This window comes from Foetidibacter luteolus (assembly GCF_009650435.1).
In the GTDB taxonomy this organism is placed as follows: domain Bacteria; phylum Bacteroidota; class Bacteroidia; order Chitinophagales; family Chitinophagaceae; genus Foetidibacter; species Foetidibacter luteolus.
In genome coordinates, this window is record NZ_VVIP01000038.1 from 115,485 (window position 1) to 135,125 (window position 19,641).

At 45.6% G+C, this 19,641-nt stretch carries 17 protein-coding genes; 9 read left to right on the forward strand and 8 right to left on the reverse strand.

Annotated features, from left to right (window positions below):
• Positions 1-15 precede the first annotated feature (15 nt).
• Positions 16-819, forward strand: a complete 804-nt coding sequence (locus tag F0364_RS11580; RefSeq protein ID WP_153797943.1) for an alpha/beta hydrolase — start codon at positions 16-18, stop codon at positions 817-819.
• Here F0364_RS11580 and F0364_RS11585 read toward each other — a convergent pair whose 3' ends face one another.
• Together F0364_RS11585 and F0364_RS11590 are read right to left on the reverse strand one after the other, a co-directional pair.
• Positions 820-1,236, reverse strand: a complete 417-nt coding sequence (locus F0364_RS11585) for a molybdenum cofactor biosynthesis protein MoaE (protein WP_153797944.1) — start codon at positions 1,234-1,236, stop codon at positions 820-822.
• Between the two features lie 178 nt (positions 1,237-1,414).
• Positions 1,415-1,657, reverse strand: a complete 243-nt coding sequence (locus F0364_RS11590) for a MoaD/ThiS family protein (protein WP_153797945.1) — start codon at positions 1,655-1,657, stop codon at positions 1,415-1,417.
• 370 nt (positions 1,658-2,027) lie between these two features.
• Here F0364_RS11590 and F0364_RS11595 point away from each other — a divergent pair, with 370 nt between their 5' ends.
• A complete protein-coding gene (locus F0364_RS11595) occupies positions 2,028-3,128 on the forward strand; it encodes a Gfo/Idh/MocA family protein (RefSeq protein ID WP_153797946.1) in 1,101 nt (366 codons plus the stop codon).
• 113 nt (positions 3,129-3,241) lie between these two features.
• On the opposite strand, the gene F0364_RS11600 is transcribed toward F0364_RS11595, so the two are convergent.
• The 3 genes from F0364_RS11600 to F0364_RS11610 form a co-directional block, all read right to left on the reverse strand.
• Complete coding sequence (locus F0364_RS11600) at positions 3,242-3,541, reverse strand: hypothetical protein (protein ID WP_153797947.1); 300 nt, start codon at positions 3,539-3,541, stop codon at positions 3,242-3,244.
• Between the two features lie 102 nt (positions 3,542-3,643).
• Positions 3,644-3,982, reverse strand: a complete 339-nt coding sequence (locus F0364_RS11605; protein ID WP_153797948.1) for a hypothetical protein — start codon at positions 3,980-3,982, stop codon at positions 3,644-3,646.
• A gap of 184 nt (positions 3,983-4,166) precedes the next feature.
• On the reverse strand, positions 4,167-6,311 hold the full coding sequence (locus F0364_RS11610; RefSeq protein ID WP_153797949.1) for an alpha-L-fucosidase: 2,145 nt from the start codon (positions 6,309-6,311) through the stop codon (positions 4,167-4,169).
• 184 nt (positions 6,312-6,495) lie between these two features.
• Here F0364_RS11610 and F0364_RS11615 point away from each other — a divergent pair, with 184 nt between their 5' ends.
• The 6 genes from F0364_RS11615 (at position 6,496) to F0364_RS11640 (ending at position 16,548) form a co-directional block, all read left to right on the forward strand.
• Entirely contained in the window at positions 6,496-7,536 is a 1,041-nt protein-coding gene (locus tag F0364_RS11615; RefSeq protein ID WP_153797950.1) for a LacI family DNA-binding transcriptional regulator, read from the forward strand.
• A gap of 75 nt (positions 7,537-7,611) precedes the next feature.
• Positions 7,612-8,448, forward strand: a complete 837-nt coding sequence (locus F0364_RS11620; protein ID WP_153797951.1) for a CvfB family protein — start codon at positions 7,612-7,614, stop codon at positions 8,446-8,448.
• A gap of 358 nt (positions 8,449-8,806) precedes the next feature.
• A complete protein-coding gene (locus tag F0364_RS11625) occupies positions 8,807-9,289 on the forward strand; it encodes a hypothetical protein (RefSeq protein ID WP_153797952.1) in 483 nt (160 codons plus the stop codon).
• Positions 9,290-9,540: 251 nt separating this feature from the next.
• On the forward strand, positions 9,541-10,848 hold the full coding sequence (locus tag F0364_RS11630) for a DUF4062 domain-containing protein (protein WP_153797953.1): 1,308 nt from the start codon (positions 9,541-9,543) through the stop codon (positions 10,846-10,848).
• A gap of 153 nt (positions 10,849-11,001) precedes the next feature.
• Positions 11,002-12,096, forward strand: a complete 1,095-nt coding sequence (locus F0364_RS11635) for an AAA family ATPase (protein ID WP_153797954.1) — start codon at positions 11,002-11,004, stop codon at positions 12,094-12,096.
• Between the two features lie 18 nt (positions 12,097-12,114).
• Positions 12,115-16,548 carry a hypothetical protein gene (locus F0364_RS11640; RefSeq protein WP_153797955.1) on the forward strand — a complete coding sequence of 1,478 codons (4,434 nt, stop codon included), beginning with the start codon at positions 12,115-12,117 and terminating at the stop codon, positions 16,546-16,548.
• Between the two features lie 170 nt (positions 16,549-16,718).
• On the opposite strand, the gene F0364_RS11645 is transcribed toward F0364_RS11640, so the two are convergent.
• Together F0364_RS11645 and F0364_RS11650 are read right to left on the reverse strand one after the other, a co-directional pair.
• Positions 16,719-16,997, reverse strand: coding sequence for a hypothetical protein (locus tag F0364_RS11645; protein ID WP_153797956.1), 279 nt, complete (start codon positions 16,995-16,997; stop codon positions 16,719-16,721).
• A gap of 204 nt (positions 16,998-17,201) precedes the next feature.
• A complete protein-coding gene (locus F0364_RS11650; RefSeq protein ID WP_153797957.1) occupies positions 17,202-17,513 on the reverse strand; it encodes a hypothetical protein in 312 nt (103 codons plus the stop codon).
• A gap of 317 nt (positions 17,514-17,830) precedes the next feature.
• Between F0364_RS11650 and F0364_RS11655 the strand changes: the two genes are divergently transcribed.
• The gene (locus tag F0364_RS11655; RefSeq protein ID WP_153797958.1) at positions 17,831-18,862 is read left to right on the forward strand and encodes an MBL fold metallo-hydrolase; all 1,032 of its coding nucleotides are present in this window, start codon (positions 17,831-17,833) and stop codon (positions 18,860-18,862) included.
• Between the two features lie 574 nt (positions 18,863-19,436).
• Here F0364_RS11655 and F0364_RS28910 read toward each other — a convergent pair.
• Positions 19,437-19,641, reverse strand: a 205-nt coding sequence (locus F0364_RS28910; RefSeq protein WP_207632625.1) for a hypothetical protein, incomplete at its 5' end; no start/stop codon positions are given.

Genomic DNA, 19,641 nt, shown 5'->3' on the forward strand with positions numbered 1-19,641 from the left:
ACCGGTGTATGATTCATGAAAAAAGCTGTTAAGATTATTTTGAAAACTTTATTAATTATCTACCTGGCAGCGGGCATTGCGTTGTATTTTCTGCAGGATAAAATCATGTTTCACCCCAAAGTATTGCCCAGCGATTACGTGTTTAAGTTCACCGATTCTTTTAAAGAAGCCAGCATACGCTACGATTCTGCCACCACTTTTCATTTCGTAAAATTTTTCCCGAAGGATACCGCCAAAGGCATAGTTATTTACTTTCACGGTAACAGGGGCAGTATAGAGCGGTACAGGCGTTTTGTAAACAATTTTACCAAACATGGTTACGAAGTATGGATGATGGATTATGTAGGCTTTGGCAAGTCAACAGGCATACCGGGCGAACAGATGATGTATGAGGAAGCCATGCAGATTTATAAAATGGCAAGGGTGCATTTTACGCCGCAAAGAATAGTTATTTACGGAAAATCGTTGGGCACGGGTGTCGCCACACAATTGGCCAGCCGGCGGGATTGCAGGAGGCTTATACTGGAAACCCCTTATTACAGCATGGTATCGGTAGCGCAGCATTATGCGTGGATGTACCCCGTATCGCTGATGGTAAAATGCAAACTGCCCACCAACGAATACCTGCCAAAAGTTACAGCGCCGGTAACCATTTTTCATGGTACAGAAGATGATGTAATACCCTACAGCAACGCGGTTAAGTTAAAAACATTATTAAAGCCCGGAGATGAATTTATAACGCTGCCCGGCGGCGATCACCGCAACTTGAACAGCTTTCCTGTAATGCAGCAAAAGCTGGACAGTTTGCTTAGCGATTAACTATGGGTGTGCCGCAACCCATACTTCGCCATTTTCAAAAATTTCTTTTTTCCAAATGGGCACTGTTTGCTTTAAAGTGTCAATAGTATAGCGGCAGGCATCAAAAGCCGCGGCACGGTGGGCGGCAGATACGGCTATTACCACCGGCACCTCCCCTACTTCCAGCACACCCGTTCTATGGTGGATAGCCATTCTTTGCACCGGCCATTTTTCAAAGGCTGTCTCCGCAATTTTACGCATCTCTTTCAATGCCATCGCTTCATACGCTTCAAACTCCAGGCGCAGTACCTGTTTGCCTTTGGTTAATTCACGCACGGTGCCAATAAACACATCAATACCACCGCATTGCGGGTGCATAACCATGTTTATACAAGCCTGCATGTCCAGTGGTTTATCCGTAATCTGTATATCAATCATATTAATTGCTTAACGAGCCAGCCCATATTTTTTTATGAACCCGGCTATTGTATTTCATGGCATCTTCCGTTGCGTCGCAACAGCGTGTACGTTCTGTTTTTCATGGCATCTATCCGTCTCCGTAGCATCTTTGCTCTGCGATTACAGGCGTATTCTTTATCACTGCCGCTAACAGCCGTTATCCCCCGCTCACCGGCGGAATAACCGCCACCTCATCCCGTTCGCCAAGGGCCTGCGGGCCTTCAGCGTATTCATCATTTACAGCTACAAGGTAAGAGGCCAGTTGTTTTAACCGTGGAAACTGCTGTTCCAGCACTGCCTTCAATTGTTGCACATTAGCAGCCTCTGCCATATCCACTTCAATATGCCTGCTGCCGAATATTTCTTTGGCTATGCCAAATGCCAGCACTTTAACTTTCATCAGCCAAATGTAAGAAGGATGTTGACAACTGGCTAACCGCTTTAAGTACTTTGTGCGGCAGAAAGATGTACTTTCCCTTGCTACACTGACCTTGCGGGCAAAGTTTCTGGCGCCAAAGGCGGCAGAAACAAAATCTACCTGGTGGTAAAAGCCGCGTAGCGAATCCAACCGTAGAAGAGTGCGACGCAACAAAAGCTACATTCAGGTTACTGCCGCCGGGCCCATAATTGTTTTTTACTTATGGCGAAGCCATGTAAAATCCTGTTGTTTATTCAGCCTATTCATTAACTTCACTACGCGGGTGCACACCTGCCATATACACTGTAAACATTGTTAACCACCGGTTAGCCGCCGGCAACAAATCTTAACTATGATGAACAAATCCCGCAGAGATGTTTTGAAAACGCTGGCACTCGGCAGCAGCGCATTATTCTTCTCCCCCAACGTTTTATTGGCAGCTACCAGGCGCAAAAAAGATAAGCTTGGCATTGCATTGGTTGGCCTGGGCTATTATAGTACAGACCTGCTGGCCCCTGCCCTGCAGCAAACTAAAAATTGCTACCTGGCGGGCATTGTAACCGGCACCCCCGCCAAGGCAGAAGCATGGAAGGCCAAATACAATATTCCTGACAAAAACATTTACAACTACCAAACCTTTGATACCATTGCCAATAACCCGGATATTGATGTAGTATACGTGGTGTTGCCGCCATCTATGCACAAGGAATATGTGGTGCGTGCCGCCAATGCAGGTAAGCATGTGTGGTGCGAAAAACCCATGGCCATGACGGTGGACGAATGCCAGGCCATGATAGATGCCTGCAACAAAAACAAGCAATCGCTGGCCATCGGCTACCGGCTTCACCACGAGCCGCACACGCAGGAATACCGCCGCATTGTTAACAACAAACTGCTGGGCAAGGTTACCGGCGTTAACTGCGCTGCCGGCTATCGCGATAACCGTACCAACCACTGGAAGCAAACAAGGGAACTGGGCGGGGGCGTATTGTACGATATGGGTGTATACGCCATACAGGGTGCAAGGCTGGGCATGGGTATGGAACCGGTAGCAATTGTATCGGCCACAACATCTACCACCCGGCCTGAAATTTATAAGAACGGTCTTGATGAAACTACAGTGGCTCAGCTTGAATTTCCCGGCGGCGTACTCGCAGATATTAAGACAAGCTTTGGCGAAAACGTTAACTTTTTAAACATTACCTGCGAAAAAGGCGAAATAAAAGTGGAGCCCTACTCCGCTTACAACGGCTTAAAAGCCAGCAGCCCGTTAGGCGAAATTTATCACCCTTACGATATACCCTGGCAGCAGGCCAAACAGATGGACGACAATGCCACTTCCATTATGCAGGGCAAGCCTATGCTGGTACCAGGTGAAGAAGGCCTGCGGGATATACGTGTTGTACAGGCTATTTATAAATCGGCCGCCAGCAAACAAAGGGTAACCATTTAATTTCAGAGGTAATGCTATAGTAAAAAAACCGGGCTGATACGCCCGGTTTTTTTGATAGTTTGCCCGGCAGGCTAAGCCCGTTTAAAAAGCTTGTCCAGCATGCTACATGTCCGTTATTCTTCGATGGTATCTGTAGTAGCGGCGCCTGTTTCGCCTGCAGAAGCCGCCGTAAGCTTTTCAAGCATTTTTTTATGCAGCTTGTTGAAAGATTTGGAAATCTTTTTTATATACTCCGCGTCAGCATTTGCATCAACAGCAGATACTGCCAGTATGCTGCTTTGGTAACCTTCAGGCGTTTCGTTAAAGATTACCAGGTATTTATCACTTACCAGGTAAGCATGCTTGCCTAATTTTCTGTAGGTAACATCTGTTTGGGCATCGCCTTTTCCTACATGCCTTGTTTTTATTTTCATACAGTTATTTTTTTGGTGTTAAGCTTTATCATCCCAATATAGCAAACAGCGCCAATAATTAAGTTAAGAATTTGCAAGCGATATCATATTGCCCTGCGGTAGTTATTTCAAAAGCTGGTAAACCGTTATAACCATAATTAACCCCAGTATAGAAGTATAAATCTGTTTATTGTATTTTGCCAGCCACTCAGGAAGGTAAATGTCAAAATTGTGTTTAGCAGAATCAGAATACCTGCGGGCCATAACGGTGAGTGGGCAGGAAAACCTGAACAGCGCCAGCACAATGCCTTCCAGTACAAACAAGCCATAACCAATCCACAACCATACATCCAGCTTACCTGTAATAGCCGCGTACAGCATATAGAAGATAACCACATTAAAAAACAGCCAGATAATGGTGTGCACTATTTTTATGATGGTTAGCCTGGTTTCAGGTTGCATGTGATGCAGGTTTGTGTTGTTTAAATTCGCCTAATTATGCTGTTATGGGCTATAGGATGCATAATATTTTGCTTGAAAATATTTAATACCCGCTTAAAAGCCGCCATGAAAAACGTAAGTACAAGTGAGTGACACAACGAAGTCGCCATGAAATACCGCCGCTGGTCCCATAAAAATGCCCGGCCTATTTCTCCAGCTTAAATACAAGGTTAGGCAGCCCCATATCCTGGTGGGGTGTAAAGGGTTGATGCAGCCTCCAGCTTACGGGATAATAACTGTTCTTTTGAAGCTGCACAACCGGCAATACTTTACGGTAGATATGCTGCGGTATGTTATAGTCTATAGCAAAAGGTATTTGCCCGTGGAAATTATTGAAAAGTTTTACTGCCAACTGGTTGTTGCCGGCCTGCAGGTTTAACAGCAATACATGATCAACACTTTCTTTTTTAAACGGGTTATTTTGAATGAACAGTTGTTTGCCGTTAAGGAAAACCATTAGCCCATCGCCGCTGGTAATGCGCACCAGTAAAGGCTGTGCGGCAGCGGTATTAATTTCCTGCAACACATAGTAAGCAGTGGTTAAGCCCGCAGGCAAAGTGTAAGTGGCGCCGGTTTTCCAATCCTGTTTTTGTTGCCAGGCGTTACCGTTTTCTTTTGGCCAGGGCGCATTTACATTGATGTTGGAAAGGCTGGCATGCGTACCATCAAGCCCGGAGTACAAAGGGCCCTGCAGGTATAACGGCCCATATTGCAGCGTGCCCGTACTGTTGTTCAACGGTAAGGGTGCGTCATTGTCCAGCGTTATGGTTTCGGTGTGCTCGCCAAGCTCCAGTTCAAGCGACTTTCCTTTTTCTTCTTCGGTATAATACAGCGCCGGGGTATAACTGTTATTTTTTGCAGCCAGCAATGTATAACTCTGCTTAATGGTACTGGTGTACCGCGTGTTGTAATCAATGCCGGAATTACTGAACGACTTAAAGGCGTTATCGTTATTGAGGGCGATGCTTTTATCAACAGGTATAATATTGGCGGGGGGAACGGTGTAACCACCTGGAAAATCCAAAACAACTACTTTATATCCGTCAGCCACAGAAAAAGACGCAGGCAGTTCTATAGTAACCGCTTCTTTTGCAAGGGTGGCCGTGTAGTTGCCGGCGCCGTTTAATTCGTATGCTTTTACCGCTTTTGTTTTTACACCCGGCAAAGTAATTAGATTATTTTCCGGTTGTTGCATTACGTGCAGGTACAGTTTGTTATCCTGGCTGGTAATACTGCCCCAGTTAAAGCTAACATGAAAAGGATCTGGCCTGGTGTCGTAAACAGCCTCGCTGTTTTGCTGCAGCCAGGCGCCAATCTTAAGTAATACATCACGTTCATATTCAACTACTGAGCCATCCCCCCTGGGCCCAATGTTCAGCAGAAAGTTGCCACCCCTGCTGGCCACACGTATAAGGCTGGTAAGTTTTTCTTTCACTTTCTCTTCTTCACTAACCCTTTTCTGCCAGCTACGGTAGCCCCAGGTTTCGTCAAAAAAAGAAGCCGGGCTTTGCCAGGGCACACCTATAGTGTAATCAGGCTCCTGGTTATCGCCCATTACCATAAAATCGCCCATATCGTTACCAATGCGGCTGCCAATCATGCAATTGGGTTGCAGGCGGTGTACCAGGTTGCGCATGTCGCGGCTTTGTTCAACGCTCATGGAGCCCATGTCAAACCAAAGCTCTGATACCGGGCCGTAGTTGCTTAACAGTTCTGTAATTTGCTGTTTGTTGTATTCGTGGTGTTGGGCGGTAATACTATCTGAGTTGTGGCTGGATATGGGCATGGCCGCCGGATAATGCCAGTCAATAAGCGAGAAATAAATGCCAAAGCGCAGGCCATGGCGGGCACAGGCTTCGGCAACCTCCTTCAGTATGTCTTTGTGATAAGGCGTGGCATCTACCACATTAAAACCGGTTGTGGCAGTATTGAACATAGCAAAGCCATCGTGGTGTTTGGAGGTAATTACAATGCTGCGCATGCCGGCATTTTTAGCCAGCAGGGCAATACTGTCGGGGCTCCATTTAGCGGGGTTAAAGGTTTTTGCCACATCCGCGTAGGTATCGCTGTAAATGCCTGCATGTGCCTGTATCTGTTCGCTAAGCCCCTTGGATATTTCCCTGCCATCCCATACGCCGCCCAGTTGCGAGTAAATAGCGCCGAAGTGAATAAACATGGAATACTTTTGGTTTCTCCATTGCTGCAGTTGGGCACTGTCAATTTGCCCATAAGCAGAAATGGTTAGTAAAAGAGATGCAAGCACCAGGCTACGCGTAAACATATTTTTCATACCGTTAAGCTAAATTGATAAGGCCGTAAAAGTAAAGCATTCGGCATTGCAGCAGGCGGCGTAAAATAGCTGATATTGGTTTAAAAATATCTTTTCCCCTGCGTTTCTAAAATTTCTTTGCCCAATCCTGTATATTCACAGGCAGCATAACGAGTTATCTAAACCAGAACTTCCTCCGCAGCACATGAAAAAAATATCTATAAAAGATATAGCCAGACTAACCGGCACTTCGCCCACTACAGTTTCGTTTGTGCTAAATGGCAGGGCCAAGGAAATGCGCATCAGCGCGGCCATAGCCAAAAAAATTCTGGCTACTACCAAAAAATACGGTTACAAACCCAACGCGGTAGCGGTAAGCCTGCGCACCGGGCAGTCAAAGATCATTGGACTGATAGTGGAGAGCATCGGCGGGGCTTTCTTTGGGGCACTGGCCCGCGTAATTGAAGCCGAAGCGGAAAAACATGGCTACCGTATTGTGTATTGCAGTACGGAAAACAATGTTGACAAAGCCCGCGGCATGATTGATATGCTGTCTCACCAGCTTGTGGATGGCTACCTGATAACGCCGGTTAACGGCATAGAAAAAGATGTGCAGGAACTGGTGCAGCACGGCAAACCCGTTGTAATGATGGATGGTTACCTGCCGGGTATAAACATACCTTACGTATTGGTGGATAATTACGAGGGCGTAAAAAGCGGCATGGAACATCTTATTGCCAATGGTTACAAAAACATAGGGTTTGTTTCGGTTGACCTTGACCTGGTGCAGCTTAAAGAACGCTGGCGGGGCTATACGGAAACGCTGAAGCTGCACAAGCTTAAGCAGGATAAAAAACTGGTGCTTAAACTGGGTTACCAACTGCAAAAAGAAGAAGTAATCAACGCCATAACAGCCTACCTGTTAAACAATAAAAAAATGGACGCTGTTTTTTTCGCTACCAATTACCTGGGCGTAAGCGGCCTGCAGGCCATTAAAAATGCCGGCCTGCAAATACCTTCAGACATAGCGGTCATTTGTTTTGACGATCACGAAATATTCGGCCTTTATCCGCCCGGCATTACTTCCATACGGCAGCCGGTGGAAGATATTGCCCATACAGCGATGAACCTTCTCCTGTCCCACCTTACTAAAAAAGAAGCTGCAGAACCTCTTCAAAAAATACAGGTGCAGGCCAGTTTTGTGCAGCGCGGCTCCACACCTGCCAAAACACCTGTTGCACAGTAAAATGCGCCGCCGCCAACAGATGTGGCCGGTTCAGGCTATCTTAGCAGCCCGTTTAATTAATACGGAAAGTTTTCTATGGTTAATGTTGGCCGTTATAATACACTGGAAGTTATACGCATGGTTGATTTTGGGGTGTACCTGGATGATGGTGACAAAGGCATACTGCTGCCCAAAAGGTTTGTACCCGAAGGAACAAAAAAGGGGGACAGGCTGGAGGTGTTTATTTACCATGAATCTGAGGGCAGGTTAATAGCCACCACGCAAAAGCCGGCCGGTGTTGTGGGTGATATCGTGATGCTGAAAGCGGTATCCGTTACGCCCCAGGGAGCTTTTATGGACTGGGGGCTGATGAAAGACATTTTTGTTGCAAAATCTCAGCAGGTAACCGGCATGCACCCCGGCAAAAAGTACCTGGTTAAAATTTATATTGATGAGCAGACAGGCCGCATTGCGGCTACTGAAAAAGTAGAGCGTTTTCTTAACAACGATAACCTTCCTGTTAAAGAAATGGACCAGGTAAACCTGCTGGTGTACCGCCGTACCGATATTGGCTATTTTGTCATAATTAACAACCTGCATACCGGCGTACTGCATTTTAATGAAGTGTTCCGCGATATTGCCATCGGCGACCAATTACAGGGCTTTATAAAAAAGATAAACCCAGACAATAAGATTGACGTGCTGATTGGCAAGCCCGGCTACCAGCGGGTGGAAGATGAAACCGGCAAGGTTTTAAGGCTCCTCAACGAAAATAATGGCTACCTGCCTTATAATGATAAATCTGACCCCGACGACATCTACAGTTTTTTTGCCATGAGTAAAAAAACCTTTAAAATGGCTACGGGCAATTTGTATAAGCAACGCCGGATTGTGTTTACCAAAACCGGTATACAACTGGTGGCGGAAGATTAGGCCCATATCCTTTGAGAAAGAATAATTATGGGCCCGGCTGCATGAACTGCTATGAAGCTGCCGTTGCGTCGCACTCTTGTACGTTTGGTTCGCTACGCGGCTTTTCCCACCATATAGAAGCCCTGCTGTTCTGTGTATCCGCCCTCTCCTACCCGGCTGTTTCGAACTTCCCCAGCCATACACATGGTGGCCAATGTTATTAACCACTATGGATACCAACCTGCAATAGTGCCCACCGGCACAGTGCAGCAACGCTGGAGCTTTATAAAAAACGCAATTGAAATGTTATGTGAGGAGTGATTGTTAAAGATGCCGCTTACAAAAAAATTAAGTTACCTTAACCGCAACAATTATTGCCATGAACACACCGGTATCCACTACGGCTATTACGGCCATCGCTGGCGCGGCTTTGCTGGCCGGCACCTTAGACATTCTGGCAGCTATCATCATGTTTACATCCGCTACAGGTAAAAGCCCTGTTATTGTATTGCAGTTTATTGCCAGCGGCGTTTTTGGCAAAGCCGCTTTTTCCGGCGATCCCATGATGCCGGTTTGGGGCACTTTGTTCCATTACATGATTGCTACGGGTTTTACGCTGCTTTATTTCTGGCTATATCCTAAAACAAAACTGCTGCGGCAAAACATTTTTACCAGTGCTGTTATCTACGGCATTTTTGTATGGGCTGTAATGAACCTGCTGATAGTGCCGCTTAGTAAAACAAGCCCTGTGCCCTTTGACGCCGCCAGGGCCGTGCAGGCCGTGTTGGTATTGATTATCTGTATTGGTTTGCCTATTGCTTTTATAGCCAGCAGGTATTACAAGCGAAAAGCAAATGGTTGACTGGAGCAGGCACAGAGATTAACCCAAAACAATTTGATTAATTAAAGCCTGTTACACTATGCAGAATAGCGGACAAGGCGTACAAGTGAGTGACACAACCAAAGCCTCATAGATGTTCCTGCCGCCGGGTCCATAAAAAAATTCCCATAAATGATGCAAAGGCCCCCACTGGATAAGCGCTTATGTTAATCCAGTAACCACGGATTGTAAATGAATGAATATTTTTTTATATTGACAATCAATTCATTCTTATGGCAGATGAAATGGTTGTTTACCTGTCTTCTCCCTATATGGAATTTAAAGACATAAGGGAAAAGATTATACAGCAAATTCAGCAACGCAGCTACCTGTACAGGATAACTGCCATGGAATTTTATCGCGGCGCCGATAGAAAAGTGCTGGACAAATGCCTGGAAGATGTTGACAACTGCGGCTTTTACATATTAATACTGGGAGAAAATTACGGCTCTAAAGTAAAGGATGATACCGGCATTGATACCATAAAATCTTTTACTTACTGCGAATATGAACGGGCATTATGGCGCAAGCAGCAGGGCCATGGTATTGAGCGGATTATTTTGATGAAAAACCCTGCTGTATGCACAGACAACGGCGATGACATTACCCGCTGGAAAAAAGAAATAAACAACCTGCAATTACAAACTATTTACTTTGAGCAACTGGAAGATATACCAAAACTTGTATTGGAAAGCCTGGATTACAACACTGCCGCAAGACTGAAAAAATACCTGCGCAAAGAAGACGATATTTCTTTTGAGACCATTAAGCTGTGCGACAGGGTGCCCCAAAGCCAGGAGTTTGATATTTCCGTTGACGAAGACCCCATTCAGTTTTTTTTGCTGAAAGGCCATGACGATGACAACCTGGAATACTTTATTGACCGTAAGGAAATGGAATATGACAGCGGCGAAGAAAACACATGGATGAATGTTGACATTATACCCGACATACCCAATACCGAAGAAAATTTTGAACGGGTGGAGAAGTACATTAAAGCAGGCATTTTTCAAAAGATAAAATGGAAATTCACCAATCCGGCCAATGTGTCTGTTGACGGGCTGCTGGAGTTTATGCATGCGCACAACCTGCGCTACCTATCCATCTCCTGGTACATAGACAGCATTTACTGGCAAAACAAGAAGCTTAACGAGTTTATACAAAAATTTTACGAGAAATACGATGCGGTAAATGCCTTGCTGAAACAATCCGTGGCCGACAACAGCAAGCCATTTGCCAATGGTAAGCACATTTTCTTTTTCGGCATATTGCGCTATACCAGCAACACATTTATAACCGAAGAAGAGTTTAATAAACACACCGAGCAGTTGCTGTGGGAAAACAACCTGCCCAGGTTTGGCAAGATTAAAAAAGACGATATACGGCGCTGGCTGCGGGAAAACAAAATAGAAACAGCCAACTCAGTTACCGATGAACTGGTAAGCCTTTACCTTAAAGACATGGAGCAGGGCGATTGCTATTTTAAGAAGATAGAACCGGGCCTGAGAAAAATTATCGAACTGTACAACAAGAGTGGTTAGCCAGGGCAGGTTTATGATACCAGCGATATTTTTTCATGGCATCATCGTTGCGTCGCAATCCGTTCATCGTTCGGTTATAATAGCGGCTGCAGCCCCCGTAGTGCAAGCCTCTTAAACAACCGGTAAATTAAATCATTCATAAACACAAACTATATGTCCGAACCAGTTTTTAGCCTCAGGAGCATTAAGACAAAAGCAGACAAGTCGCCCGCCGGTTATGTACTGGACAGTGAGCATAACGAAGGCCTGGCTACGGCTATACAAATGGCTATATGGCTGGGCAAGCCTTTACTGCTTACCGGCGCCCCTGGTACTGGTAAAACACAGCTTGCGTTTAAAGTGGCAGACATGCTGGCTAAAACAGACCATGCAGATACCTGTGCGCCATTTTTGCCAACCCCCTTTATTTTTAATACCAAAACAACCAGCACATCAACAGACTTATTTTACTTCTACGACGCGGTAAGGCATTTTCAAAAAAAGTATGTACATGAAAATGATGGGCAAGCCAAAACGGATGTAGCGGACGCACACCCCTTTATTAAGCTGCATGCCCTGGGCAGCGCCATACTGCAGGCTTATGGCAGCCAGGCAATAGCGGATGACCCAAACCTTGGAGACCTGCAAAAACTTGCCGGTTTTGATGAACTGAAACAGCAGCCTTACAGCTCTGTAGTGCTGATAGATGAAATAGATAAGGCCCCCCGCGATTTTCCCAACGACCTGTTGAATGAAATTGAGAACATGGAATTCTCAATAGCTGAACTGATGAACAAGAAAATAGCAAAGCCTGCCGCAAGCAAGGCCCAGGTGGTGGTGTTTATGACCAGCAACTTTGAAAAAAACCTGCCCGATGCTTTTTTAAGACGCTGCCTGTTTTACCACATTCCTAACCCCGGGGCCATTGAGCTTACCAACATTGTAAATGCCCGCATTAAACCTTATATACAGGAAATGTATGGCACAAAAGATACTGCCCGCCTCAATACCATCAGCGATAATCTTGGCGACAACCTGGCCGCATGTGTAACCGAATTCATTAACATAAAAACCGTTATTAACGAAAAGCAGCCAGCCACGGCAGAATTGCTGGATTGGGTAAAGGCACTGGAACAAAAGGACTTTTTTACCGGTAAAATAGACTTTACCAAAACCGATGACCAGCAGAAAAAAATACTGCGGGAAGTGGCCTCTACACTGGCGAAAACAAAAAACGACCTGGCGGCAGTAATAAAAAAATATTCCTGAACTAATTAACCTGGCCAATTGGAAAACCAGCTTCAATATAAAACCGTTTTGCTGCAAACACTGGTTCAGTTGCTGCGCAACGAAGGGCTGGAAATAAGCACCGCTGCGGCGCTGGACATCGGCAGGATACTCATGCGTGCCAGCGAGGAAGACTGCAGCTCTTTTGCCAGGCTTAAATATCTGCTTACGCCGGTAATAAGCAGGAACAAAGAGGAGCAGGAAAAGGTGCATAAGATTTTCAACCTGCTGGATGAAAAAGTGATACTGGATGACAAGGCGATAGTACAGGTTTATGATGAAGTTAAGGAACAGGAAACCAAAGAACAGGTTGCATCAAAACTACAACAGTGGTGGTATGCCCTAAAAGCAAAGCCCTTCAAACCCATTGCAGCGGTTGTAATACTCACGGCCATCATAATATGGGGAATAAAACTTTTTTCACCGGGTGCTGTTCAACATGGGCCGCCAAGGATTGTAGTTAACAAAGCGGAGATGCTTGTTAATGACACAATTTTGTTCTCTGCCGTAACAGTAGATAGTTCCCTGAAAGAAAGCCACACCGCTTACTGGCAGTTTGGTAACGGCGCCACGGCTGCAGGCTGGCAGGCGCCTTACCGTTTTGAGGATACCGGTAAACAGGTTGTTGCCGTATATGTAAAAAACAAGGCGGGTGCTGTCATTGATTCAGCCAGGGAATCATACACTGTACTTGCGGAGCTGCCTGTTAAGTTAACTATTCAAACTACAGAACTGGTAAGCCAGGATACCAGGTTGCGGACTGTTGAATACAGCCCCGTTTTTTTCAATGCCACCGCAGATACCAGCCAATACCGTTACAACTGGTATAAGGATGGCGTATTGCAAGGTAACGGGAAACAGTTCACACTCTCCGCCGGGCGCAACAAACCACTTACCGTTAAACTTACTGTTGATTATAACAGCCTGCACCTGGAAGACTCAGTAGTATACCGTGCCGAAACGCCGGCCATAGCAATGGCTTTAAGCCCGCTGGCAACACTGCAAATACCCGTGGTTTTTAACTGGAAGAACATTGTTCTCAGCCTGCTGTTTATATTGACTATACCCATAATAGCAGGCTTGCTGCTGTACGCCTTCCTGTCAAAAAGAATTAAACCGGCATCCCCCGGTATTGAGCTTGAGCCGGGTGGCGATGAAGAACCTTACGAGATTAAATTTCAGCAAACCAGCCACCTTATCCATCCGTCGCCTGCCATAGAACATCTCGCAGATAATATGCGGAAGAGACAGGTAAGCGATCTGTTTAAACTCAACATACGCAAAACCATTTTGTCGGTGTTTAAAACAGGCGGCCTTCCGCAACTGCAGTTTTCCCCGCTTACCAGGCCAACAGAATTCCTGGTATTTATAGATAACCAACACCCCGGCAGTTTCCTGTTTCAATTATTCAATACACTTTGCGAGAAACTATTGGCGGAGCAGGTTAACATTACCGTATATGAGTACTATAAAGAACCTCTTTACCTTACCAGCCACAAGCTTAACCAGGTACGCATACCCGTTGAAAGGGTTGCCGCCCTTTACCCCAATACAGCCTTGATTATATTTGGTGATGCGGCTAATTTCTTCCAGCCGCTGAAGAACAACCCAAGGCCCTGGCTTAAAGACCGGTTTGAAATATGGGAAACGAAAATACTGGTAACGCCTTTCGCCAAAAACGATTGGGATAAAAGGGAAAAAATACTCACATCCCTCAACTTCATGGTACTGCCTGCGGATGCGGATGCATTTCCTGTTATTGAAAGGATCATCAACCGCCAGGTTGATGTGCAGGCACAACATAAGTTACAGGTACCTGAAACTTATGAAGCCAGGTTTTTACAGTTCAATACCCTGCAAAGCCTGGAGCAATACCTTGGCAACCGGTACCTGCTGCAATGGGTTTGCAGTCTTGCTGTTTACCCGGTGCCAGACTGGAACCTTACCCTTGCCATAGGCCACGCGTTGGAAAAAATGTGGGCTGGTAAAGGAAAAACATTATCCCTCGTTAATTACAGCAACCTGTTGAAGCTTGCCCGTATAAGCTGGTTGCATGACGGTGTAATCAGCGGCACTATAAAAACCCTACTGCTTCAGCACCTGGAAAAAGAAGTACAGCTAACTGCACGCCGGGTTTTGCTGGAACAACTGCATGCCATTAGAGACAGCATATCACCCGGCTCTCTTATCCGCCGGCATTTTGACGTACAGGAAGCGGTAAACAATTTTATACTGAAAGCCTCAGAACAACAACCGCACACCAGGGAAGAACTTCGGATGATACGGGAAATCCTGGAGCACCAGCAACTTGACCTTGCCGTTGCAGACAACCTTTCGCAAAGGGAAAACGACATGCTCGTAAACCCCGGCAGCGGAGAAACGATGCCCTTGAAAGATTACCTTCAGTTTGCGGAAGATGAAATTACCGGCGAACACAAAAAAAGAAAAAGAAAAGCTGTAATCTACAGCGTGGCCTGTGGCATATTTTATGCCGCCGCTGCATGGTTTTCTTTAGCCAATTACAGCAACTGGCTGCAATGGAAGAACACTTTGCCAGTTAACCTTTCATTTATTGTCAGCAATAATGTAGAAAGTTCGGGGGCGTTAAAAGCCGGCTTTATAGTAGCAGGCGATACACTGGGGTTCGCAGTAAATAATGGCGACACAGTTTTGTTACGCAATGTAACGGTTACAGACACTGCGGCAGTTGTACCTTTTACCTTACAAACCGGGGAAGGCAGGGAAGTTGCCAGGGACAGCTTCCGCCTCAACGCATCCCTTTACAACCTGCAGCTTTCGCAACCATCTGTGGTAGCTGTTACTATGCATTATAACAGTACGGCGGCGCAGCAGCTTGCGGGTATAATTGCGGAAACACTGCCTGCACGTTTCCGCGTAAACAGCATCCCGGAGAACTTTTCAGATACCGGCATACGGATTATTTACCACAATGATATACAGCTACAAGATGCGCAGGAACTTGCGGCCAATATTTCCCGGGATTTGGGAAGGAACATACAACCTGTTCTTGCAGCGGGTAATGCACAACAGCTAAACGTTTATATTGCCGTTAACACCTGCACACAATTGGCCATTAACGCACTGCCTGCATCGCTTAATGAGATATGGCACGGCGGCACCAGCAACCGGCTGGTAAATATTAACCTGCAGCAAAGAAGGATTTATTATTCCACCGGCGATGTAAGTACCTATGGCACTTACAACATAAGCGAAATATGTTTTAGCCGTAATATGTATAAAATAACTATACGCACCAGCCAGGGCTACCGGCTGTGCTTTGTACGCAATGTAACAGCACAGTCATTTGAATTGTCTGTTTGCCAAAACCCATATACTACCAAAGCGGAAGCGGATAATGTTACCGAAGCAAACTGCGACAGGTTTAACAGGATGACCTGGTATTATCCCGCTAACAACAACGTTATTTATTTGCCTGTTTCAGGCACAACACTTGCCCCATCAGAGAACAACAAGTTTCAGGACAAGGCGTTCCGCATGGACAGGTCAGGCAAATTCAAAGCAACTATTCATTCGGCCACCAACTTCATTTCGCCGGTTAGCAAAACAACCGTGGGGGATATTCTTTCCGATAAGGGTTTCAATATACGGGTTAGCCGGGGCAATATTCCCCTTGACATAGAAGACGGCACGCCTGCCCCCAACAACCCGTTTCAAAGAAGTTACTTTGAGCTGGTAATAGGCTTACAGCCGGATGAAAATGCCACCACAGCAGCAGAAAGCAACAACCCCGCGGAGCCGGTTAAAAACCCAGATCCAAAGCCGGATTGCAACCGTGTCTTCAAGTCATTGGATGAAGCAAAAAAAGAAGGCAGCCTGCTTGTTATTTGTAAGCTCGACTTATCAGCCAACCCTCCTTCCACATTACCTGCCGAGTTTTACCAGTTAAAGAACCTGCAGGAGCTTAACCTGGGCGCCACAAGCCTGTACGATGCAGAAATAAGCCGCTTACAGGAAGCGTTGCCCAACTGTAAAATAGTGTACACCAGGGCTGCTTCGCCTGCCGCACAGGAAATATTGCTGGGCACCATAGAATTAGATAAAAAGCTTCAGCCAGACAAGCGCAGCCTTGACCTGATAAATACCACAGCGCAGCAACTAAACAGCCAGGCTGACAAAAAGATAAGGTTGGAAGCCACCTATAACACCGAGTCTGAAAGATTGGAACTGCAAAGCATCCTTAACAACATCAGCAACATTTTTTATAAAAGCGGCGTGCGGCAAGTTGCCGGTCAAATAACAAACAGGCTTGTACCTGCCCAGCAACAGCAGTCACTACAACAGCAGCAGCAACAACAGCAACAATTAAAAGGGGGAGCCCAGCTTCCTTACACTATCAGGATAATCGGCATTAATTTTACTGATGCCGGCGCAAAGTCTGCCACTACTTATTAAGGAAAAATTTTTTATGGGCCCGGCAGGAGGAACTTCTGTGAGGCGTCCCTTGCGTCGCACTCTTGTACTGCACCAGTCTATGCGGCAACAAAAGCCACACCCCCGCAACATTACCGGGATAGATTAAATAGAAGACAGCTTCATCCGTTTTTGCTGGTATCAGCAGTTCTTTACTTAAATACCAACTTATAAAAAACAAAGCATGCCACTGCCGAAAGTAGTGCAGCCCACCATACAATGTTAACACGGTTATTGGTGCGCATGTAAAGGCGTTTTGTTTCGGAAGAGGTGTCGTACATGCGGTAGCTGCTGTACCACCTGAAAAAGCTCTGTATAAAATCATCCACGCCGCTACGGCCGGCGTTGCGGAAGTAAATTGACTTTACAATAGTGCAAATAATAACAATGCCTGCCAACAGCAGGTACAAACTCTGGAAAAGGTTTCTCATACTGGATAACGCAAACTACTTTAACTGAATGAATGCCAGATACCTTGATTAAGTATTTTTATAATCCGCCGCTGAATTTTACTTTCAACGCATTAAACAACCCGGTGAAATGGCTGTGGATATAAAAAATTCCCCGAAACTAAAATAACTGGCTACCTGGAATAATAAAGTTGCCAGTACCGTTACAAGAGACGTGCCGGTTTGTTATTGAAACAGTTGAACCCTACTTTCTCTGTTCGGCCGCTCATCTTTGGGGGGGTTACTTAAATCCGGGCTTTGCAGTATAGCTTTCTGTACAGACTGAATAAGTTCGAACTCCAATTCGCCCACGCCAAAAATGGCTGCGAATTTTTCTTTGAAAAGTGTGAATTTATAAAACTGGCGAAAGTTGTTGATGAGGTAGCGGGTATTGAAGCGCACAATAATTTCTTTTTGCCCGTTATTATCTTGTAGCACATGCGCGGCGGCCGTAAAGATAATTCCCTGAAATAGAAATTTTATTTCTGTTGTAACCATATTAAGATGGTTTATGCACAGGTTCTTTTCACCGGCGTGTTCGTTGCGTGAATAGAATCTGCCCAGGTTTTTTCTGTTAGCGGTTTAATCCCTCAGAAACAAAAATAAGGGTTTTGGTACTGAATAGGGCGAATAGCCGGTGATTAAATGATTTTATATGGCGAACCGGCATCACCAGCCGCTTAAAAAAAAGAAGCCCGCTTTGTTAAACCCATATTCATGTTGCAACTATTTTGAAAATTAATCTTCGATATCTATGTTCATTTTCCAGGCATTGTCAAAAAGCCTAATATTGACAATTGATAATGTCCATATACATGACACTTAAAACTTTTGGGAGAAGACCACACGGCAGGCATTTGGATCTTATTAAAAAATCCCCGCAATACCACAATAATGCTTTCCGGAACAGCAGCGTAACAAGATTAATGGAAGAAAACGGATCTATGCTGAAAGCTACCTGGAAATTTTTTAACAAACCAAAAAACACCGTACCTCCCGCTGCCCTGCCATCGGTTACAACAAACCTTAAAACACTACCAGGGAATAAAGCATCCGTAGTATGGTTTGGGCACTCTTCTTACCTGCTCAGTATTCATGGTAAAAACATTCTTGTAGACCCTGTTTTCAGCGGTTACGCCTCCCCTTTCGCTGCTTTTGCCAAAAGCTTTAAGGGAAGTAATGTATTCAGTGCAGACGACCTGCCTGCAATAGACCTGCTCATTATAACCCACGATCATTACGACCACCTGGATTATACTACCATAATGCAGCTACTGCCTAAAACAAAAGCTGTATGTACATCACTGGGTGTTTCCTCTCACCTGGTTTATTGGGGCATGGAAGAAGAAAAAATTACAGAGCTGGACTGGTGGCAGGAGGCTCATATAAACGGCATCCAGGTTACCGGCGCACCGGCCCGGCATTTCTCTGGCAGAGGGTTGACACGCTATAAAACATTATGGTCATCTTTCGTTGTACAAACAGAGGGTTACAAAATTTACGTGGGTGCAGACAGTGGCTATGATACCCATTTTGCGACCATCGGCAGTAACTATGGCCCCTTTGATTTGGCTATTCTTGAAACCGGCCAGTATAACGAGGCCTGGCGGCATATACACATGATGCCCGAAGAAGCAGTGCAAGCCACGCTTGACCTGAAAGCCAAGGCACTGCTTCCGGTTCATTGGGCAAAATTTGCCCTTGCGCTTCATGCCTGGGACGAGCCTGTGAAGCGGGTATTAAAAGAAGCAGCTATAAAAAATGTAAAAGTTACTACGCCCCTTATAGGAGAACCGGTAATGATCAATGAAAGCTATCCTTCTCAAAAATGGTGGGAAACGGTATAACAGACCGCCAACATAGAACCAGGCTGAAGGCTGTCGCTCAATGTCATTAAGTTAAGCCCCATCGGGGCTTCCTGTTTGTAGAAACAACATCATTTTAGATGAACGGATGCCACGGAGTGGCTACCCAATCGTCGCTTAAGGGTAGCCGCTATGCGGCATAATTTCCTTATTGCATGCTATTTCTACAAACTTGTAGCACCTACGGCGCAAAAACAATGTCTTTCTTCTTAACTTAATGACATTGGGCTGCCGCTCTGCCAAAGCTCCGTAGGAGCGGCATGTTAGTAGGTAAGGGTCAAAACGCAATTCTTTTTTTACACAGCCTCGTAGAGGCGGCATGTTATTCAGGGTGTGCCGCCGGGTAATCTTTTCATTAACCATTTCGGTGGTTATCCCGAGCCTAACATATCGCACCTACGGCGCTCCATTACCTCGTGTTTGCTATGGCTACTAACATGCCGCCCCGATGGGGCTTTGATTGTTTAATGTTCGTTTGTTTAAAGTTTAATGTTAGCGGCAGAAATTTGTTCTCTCTTGCTTCTGTGCCTCCACAACGAAATAGATTATCAGCCTTTTACACCTCAACAGACCGGTAACCGGCAACTGGTAACCGGCCGGTTGTTGTTCTGCTCAAAGCTCCGTAGGAGCGGCTTGTTAGTAGATAAGGAACAAAACGCAATTCTTTTTTTACAAAGCCTCGTAGAGGCGGCATGTTGTTCAGGGTGTGCCGCCGGGTAATCTTTTCATTAACCATTTCGGTGGTTATCCCGAGCCTAACA

Bases quoted from the DNA above. Each gene is read 5' to 3' on its own strand.
- F0364_RS11580 (WP_153797943.1), top strand. From the start codon at position 16: ATGAAAAAAGCTGTTAAGATTATTTTGAAAACTTTATTAATTATCTAC.
- F0364_RS11585 (WP_153797944.1), bottom strand. From the start codon at position 1,236: ATGATTGATATACAGATTACGGATAAACCACTGGACATGCAGGCTTGT.
- F0364_RS11590 (WP_153797945.1), bottom strand. From the start codon at position 1,657: ATGAAAGTTAAAGTGCTGGCATTTGGCATAGCCAAAGAAATATTCGGC.
- F0364_RS11595 (WP_153797946.1), top strand. From the start codon at position 2,028: ATGATGAACAAATCCCGCAGAGATGTTTTGAAAACGCTGGCACTCGGC.
- F0364_RS11600 (WP_153797947.1), bottom strand. From the start codon at position 3,541: ATGAAAATAAAAACAAGGCATGTAGGAAAAGGCGATGCCCAAACAGAT.
- F0364_RS11605 (WP_153797948.1), bottom strand. From the start codon at position 3,982: ATGCAACCTGAAACCAGGCTAACCATCATAAAAATAGTGCACACCATT.
- F0364_RS11610 (WP_153797949.1), bottom strand. From the start codon at position 6,311: ATGAAAAATATGTTTACGCGTAGCCTGGTGCTTGCATCTCTTTTACTA.
- F0364_RS11615 (WP_153797950.1), top strand. From the start codon at position 6,496: ATGAAAAAAATATCTATAAAAGATATAGCCAGACTAACCGGCACTTCG.
- F0364_RS11620 (WP_153797951.1), top strand. From the start codon at position 7,612: ATGGTTAATGTTGGCCGTTATAATACACTGGAAGTTATACGCATGGTT.
- F0364_RS11625 (WP_153797952.1), top strand. From the start codon at position 8,807: ATGAACACACCGGTATCCACTACGGCTATTACGGCCATCGCTGGCGCG.
- F0364_RS11630 (WP_153797953.1), top strand. From the start codon at position 9,541: ATGGCAGATGAAATGGTTGTTTACCTGTCTTCTCCCTATATGGAATTT.
- F0364_RS11635 (WP_153797954.1), top strand. From the start codon at position 11,002: ATGTCCGAACCAGTTTTTAGCCTCAGGAGCATTAAGACAAAAGCAGAC.
- F0364_RS11645 (WP_153797956.1), bottom strand. From the start codon at position 16,997: ATGAGAAACCTTTTCCAGAGTTTGTACCTGCTGTTGGCAGGCATTGTT.
- F0364_RS11650 (WP_153797957.1), bottom strand. From the start codon at position 17,513: ATGGTTACAACAGAAATAAAATTTCTATTTCAGGGAATTATCTTTACG.
- F0364_RS11655 (WP_153797958.1), top strand. From the start codon at position 17,831: ATGACACTTAAAACTTTTGGGAGAAGACCACACGGCAGGCATTTGGAT.